We start from the raw sequence: 848 nt of genomic DNA, 5'->3' as shown, positions 1-848 counted from the left end.
TACTACCTCGGCGGCAAGGACTGGTTCGAGGCCGACCGGCAGACAGCGGAGGCCGCCCTCCACCACTTCCCCGCCCTCCGCACGGTGGCCCGCTCCAACCGCGCCTTCATGCACCGCGCGACCCGAACGCTCGCCGGGGAGCGGGGAGTTCGGCAGTTCCTCGACCTCGGCAGCGGCATCCCCACCGAGCCCAACCTCCACCAGGTCGCCCAGGCGGAGGACCCGGAGGCACGGGTCGTCTACGTCGACAACGACCCGATCGTCATCGAGTACACGGACGCGCTGATGCGCAGCACCGAAGAGGGCCGCACCGCGTACATGGAGGCCGACCTCCGCACCGATGACGTCACCCGGGACCCGCGGCTCCGCGAGGTGCTGGACTTCGACGCGCCCGTCGCGCTCTCCCTCGTCGCCCTCGTGCACTTCTTCCCCGACGACCTGCGGCCCTACGACCTGGTGCGGCGGCTCCTCGAACCGCTCCCCTCCGGAAGCTTCCTCGTCCTCTCCCACGTCACCTACGAGATCGGCACCGAGGAGGAGACCCGCGAGGCCGAGGAAGAGGCACGCCGGGGCGAGACGCTGTACCGCAACAGCGGCACCGACGTGCGCACCCGTTCCCGCGCGGAGATCGCGCGGTTCTTCGACGGCCTCGAGCTCCTCGATCCCGGCCTCGTGATCGCCCACCGCTGGCGCCCCGACGCCCCGGTCGAACTCACCGACGCCGAGGTCGGCCTCTACGCGGGAGTCGCCCGCAAGCCGTAGGACGGGCACCCCGGAACCACGGCAGGTCGCGCCCGGCTTCGTACCCAACGACACCCCAGGAGAGCCCCCTTGACCACCGGAAACCG

The 848-nt window shown here is 71.3% G+C and carries 1 protein-coding gene; it reads left to right on the top strand.

Translation table 11 applies throughout. The annotated features are described in order from the left end of the window. A partial coding sequence (locus UWG_RS0126435) for an SAM-dependent methyltransferase (RefSeq protein ID WP_016910205.1) occupies positions 1-762 on the top strand: 762 nt, incomplete at its 5' end. Between the last annotated feature and the right edge of the window lie 86 nt (positions 763-848).

It is taken from the genome of Streptomyces xiaopingdaonensis, from assembly GCF_000262345.1.
GTDB classification, from domain to species: Bacteria; Actinomycetota; Actinomycetes; order Streptomycetales; family Streptomycetaceae; genus Streptomyces; species Streptomyces xiaopingdaonensis.
Note: the sequence above shows the minus strand (reverse complement) of the source record. Positions and strands in the feature narration are given on the sequence as shown.